This is a genomic window from Moorena sp. SIO3I6 (assembly GCF_010672095.1).
Map to the genome: position 1 here is coordinate 1 of NZ_JAAHHU010000461.1, position 3,376 is coordinate 3,376.

Genomic DNA, 3,376 nt, shown 5'->3' on the forward strand with positions numbered 1-3,376 from the left:
TAGAAATCTTTTTCCAGATTAGCAGATAAGGTAATCAATCTAACTTGTAATGCAGTGCGCGCTTGATCACTTCCATATCAGCATCCGTCGTGTTCGAAATTTGATAGCTGTTCATAATTCTGTTAAATCACAATCTACATCTGCTCTCGATATTTCAGACATTTTGAGAGCAACACTGGTGCTATCTATCAGTGCATTAGATTATTATATTCATGAAGTAGTGAGATTAGGAATGCTAGAAATTCACCGTGGAAATCGCTCAGTTCCTCCAGCATTTTCTCGGTTTAAAATTTCCTTGGGAAGTATGCGTGAAGGTTTAAATGTTGCTTCAAATATAGACGATTGGTTAGAAACGTAAATTCGACAAAAACACAGCTATAAAAGCTTTCAGCAGCCAGACAAGATAGCAGATGCAATTAGATTAATTTCAGGTCAAAAATTATGGGAAGAAGTTGGTAATGTGATGGGTAAATCGGCAACAGAGATTAAACAACAGTTGAGCATCATCGTCGATCGTAGAAATAAAATTGCTCATGAAGCTGACATAAATCCAACACTAGGACTAGGTGATAGATGGCCGATCAATGAGAAACTTGTTAATGATGCTGTTGATTTCATTGAAGAGGTTGTTGAAAGTATTCATGCTGTTATTTCAATCCACTAAAATCCCAACAGGAGCTAACATCCGGTTGATGCGGAATTTTGGAGCAAGGTATCGGATATCTTATCAAGTTTATGGCTTGGACTATCTGCTAACGTGGAATTGTAAACATATTGCAAATGCCCAAATTCAGAAAAAGTTAGCCCAAATTAGCTTTGATGCTGGATACGAACTGCCGACCATTTGTACACCTTATGAACTAATGGGAGAATAAATATGTGGAAGGATGAAATTCTCGAAGAAATCCACAAAATTCGAGAAGAACATGCCAAGTCTTTCAACTACGACTTACAAGCAATTTGTGATGATGTGCGACGCAGGCAAACTAAAAGTGGCAGGCAAATAATTTCAAGCCCCTTGAGACAACCTCGTTGGCACGAGCAGCACAACAAAGCCGTGCAGCGGACTGTTTGAGGCAATCGATCCTACCGCTTTCCGCTACGCGAACGCATATTAAGGTAGCGACTTAGTCTAAACTCCAGACATTATCAGCAGCGATGCAGGAAGTAAATTAGTATAGTCTTGAGTAGTTGGGTTTACTTGGGTCAACCCAATCTACAAGATCTAAACATCCTTAGCATAAAGATAATCAATAAGATTGTAGCTATGAGTATTATCATCTCTGATGAACTTCTAACCGCGACTCGAATGACTGAAGCTGAAATGAAACAAGAAATTGCTGTTTTGCTGTTTCAGAAAGAAAAACTTACCCTTGCTCAAGCCAGTCGATTTGCCGGGATGAATCGTATTGCTTTTCAACATCTACTAGCAAGCCGTCAAATCCCAGTTCATTATGGTGTAGAAGATTTGGAACAAGATATTAATAATCTGCGGGAGATGGGCAGGTTGTGATTATTGTCAGTGATACATCACCAATCAATAACCTGGCAGCGATTAACCAACTCCACTTACTCCAACAACTTTATCAGACAGTCATTATCCCGGAGGCTGTTTATAGAGAGTTAACCGATCCTGACTTCCCAGTGGCAGGTGGGACTGAAGTGCAGACTTTTGAATGGATTAAAACTCGTTCAGTGACTAATCCCACCGTTATTGAAGTCCTCAGTAACGAACTTGATATAGGTGAGGCTGAAGCGATTGCTTTGGCTCTTGAATTAAAAGCCGATCAACTCTTAATTGATGAACGCAGAGGTCGTATGATTGCTGATAGACTAAACCTCAACTATACAGGAATTTTAGGTGTGTTGATCGAGGCTAAAAGTCAAGGGCTAGTTCCTTTAGTTAAGCCTTTGATGGACGCTTTGATTAATCAAGGAGGCTTCTGGATTGCTGACTCCTTGTACAACAGTGTTTTACAGGCTGTTAATGAAGAAACTAGGATTTAGTTTTAGGACAGCCAAACCTCTCAAAAATTACAGAATTACCAAAACTGACAATAAACTGCGATCGCTAATCCTGTGGCATTTTTATTCCATAACAGCTTACTCCAACAACAAGGTGCGACCCAAGGGTCGCACCTAAACGTTGACTAAAACAGCTTATGCTGCTTGTATCAATGTTCTAACTTTAATGCTGCTACACCTCGGCCAATAGAAAACTGCTCTACAAAATAGCTTAATCGCTACCAACAACTTCCTTGACAGACTCAGCCTGAGATCCCTCCAGACGTGGACCATAAGTTTGTACTACTTTTGAAGCAAAATAGTTTCCCCAACGTGCCGCTTGCTTAGTGCTCAAACCATTGGTGATTCCAAACAACACACCACCGGCAAAGGCATCACCAGCTCCTACGGTATCCACGGCCTTAGCTGGGAATCCAGGCACCTCGAAAATTGTTTTATTTTCCACCACTAAACAACCATTAGGGCCATCAGTGATAAAAGCTGTATCCACTAACTCGCCTATTTTACCAGCACAATCAGACAAGGATTCCACTCCACAGAAGTGGCGTGCTTCTGCCGCGTTACAGAATACCACATCACAATAATCTGTAATCAAGTTACGGAAATCATCTGCAAAATTCTCTACTAGAAAGAAGTCGGAAAAGGTAAAAGCACTCTTTACTCCTTTAAGCTTGGACTGTTCCATCGCCTCAATACAAGCTTTGCGAGTGTGATCCCCCGTCCAGAGATAGCCCTCAACGTAGCTATATTTGCATTGGCTGAGTCGTTCTACATCAATATCAGTAGGAGCCAAAGTAGTAGACACTCCGAGATGAGTACACATAGTACGCTCAGCATCAGGCGTAGTTAGAATCACAGAGGTACCAGTCGGACCATTAGATAGCTCAGCTGGATGCACATCAAACTGAATCCCTGCCTTCAATAAGTCTTGTCGGTAGAATTCCCCATTGGTATCTCTAGAGACCTTACCGGAATAGAAGCCTTTACCACCACTTTGAGCGATCGCAATCATAGTATTAGCAGCGGAGCCTCCTGAGCTCAGTTCCAGAGAAACATGCTCAAGATTGTGTAGAATCATAGCCTGCTTTTGGGCATCCATCAAAGTCATTGCCCCTCGATTCAGGTCATTTTCCCGGATAAAATCATCATCCACCAGTGCCAGAATATCGACTAAAGCATTTCCGACACCAAAGACATCAATAGGTCTTGACTGTTGAGAGTTTTCTGTCATTTTCTTCCAATCCCACTAATCATTCATAAAAAATCCAGGGAAATTTTAACTCTCCCCTGGCTTAATCAGACAACTTTGACACTCCCCGCTCGCTTTGTGACGGGGATTCTTGGTTCAAAG

At 41.5% G+C, this 3,376-nt stretch carries 6 protein-coding genes and 1 pseudogene; 6 read left to right on the forward strand and 1 reads right to left on the reverse strand.

Annotated features, from left to right (window positions below):
- Positions 1 to 49 precede the first annotated feature (49 nt).
- The 6 genes and pseudogenes from F6K49_RS37920 (at position 50) to F6K49_RS37945 (ending at position 2,007) form a co-directional block, all read left to right on the forward strand.
- Positions 50 to 358: a hypothetical protein gene (locus F6K49_RS37920; protein WP_293105381.1), complete on the forward strand. Its 309-nt coding sequence runs from the start codon at positions 50 to 52 to the stop codon at positions 356 to 358.
- Positions 359 to 463: 105 nt separating this feature from the next.
- Complete coding sequence (locus F6K49_RS37925; protein WP_293105383.1) at positions 464 to 664, forward strand: HEPN domain-containing protein; 201 nt, start codon at positions 464 to 466, stop codon at positions 662 to 664.
- A gap of 67 nt (positions 665 to 731) precedes the next feature.
- A pseudogene (locus F6K49_RS37930) lies at positions 732 to 875 on the forward strand (DNA-binding protein); the annotation flags it as partial.
- 2 nt (positions 876 to 877) lie between these two features.
- Positions 878 to 1,075 carry a hypothetical protein gene (locus F6K49_RS37935; protein WP_293105385.1) on the forward strand — a complete coding sequence of 66 codons (198 nt, stop codon included), beginning with the start codon at positions 878 to 880 and terminating at the stop codon, positions 1,073 to 1,075.
- A gap of 192 nt (positions 1,076 to 1,267) precedes the next feature.
- On the forward strand, positions 1,268 to 1,513 hold the full coding sequence (locus F6K49_RS37940) for a UPF0175 family protein (RefSeq protein ID WP_293105387.1): 246 nt from the start codon (positions 1,268 to 1,270) through the stop codon (positions 1,511 to 1,513).
- Entirely contained in the window at positions 1,510 to 2,007 is a 498-nt protein-coding gene (locus tag F6K49_RS37945; protein WP_293105389.1) for a DUF3368 domain-containing protein, read from the forward strand. The genes F6K49_RS37940 and F6K49_RS37945 overlap by 4 nt, the downstream gene beginning before the upstream one ends.
- 229 nt (positions 2,008 to 2,236) lie before the next feature.
- Here F6K49_RS37945 and F6K49_RS37950 read toward each other — a convergent pair whose 3' ends face one another.
- On the reverse strand, positions 2,237 to 3,256 hold the full coding sequence (locus F6K49_RS37950) for an adenosine kinase (protein WP_293105391.1): 1,020 nt from the start codon (positions 3,254 to 3,256) through the stop codon (positions 2,237 to 2,239).
- Between the last annotated feature and the right edge of the window lie 120 nt (positions 3,257 to 3,376).

Coding starts and splice junctions, on each gene's coding strand:
- F6K49_RS37920 (WP_293105381.1), top strand. CDS start 50: ATGCAGTGCGCGCTTGATCACTTCCATATCAGCATCCGTCGTGTTCGA.
- F6K49_RS37925 (WP_293105383.1), top strand. CDS start 464: ATGGGTAAATCGGCAACAGAGATTAAACAACAGTTGAGCATCATCGTC.
- F6K49_RS37935 (WP_293105385.1), top strand. CDS start 878: ATGTGGAAGGATGAAATTCTCGAAGAAATCCACAAAATTCGAGAAGAA.
- F6K49_RS37940 (WP_293105387.1), top strand. CDS start 1,268: ATGAGTATTATCATCTCTGATGAACTTCTAACCGCGACTCGAATGACT.
- F6K49_RS37950 (WP_293105391.1), bottom strand. CDS start 3,256: ATGACAGAAAACTCTCAACAGTCAAGACCTATTGATGTCTTTGGTGTC.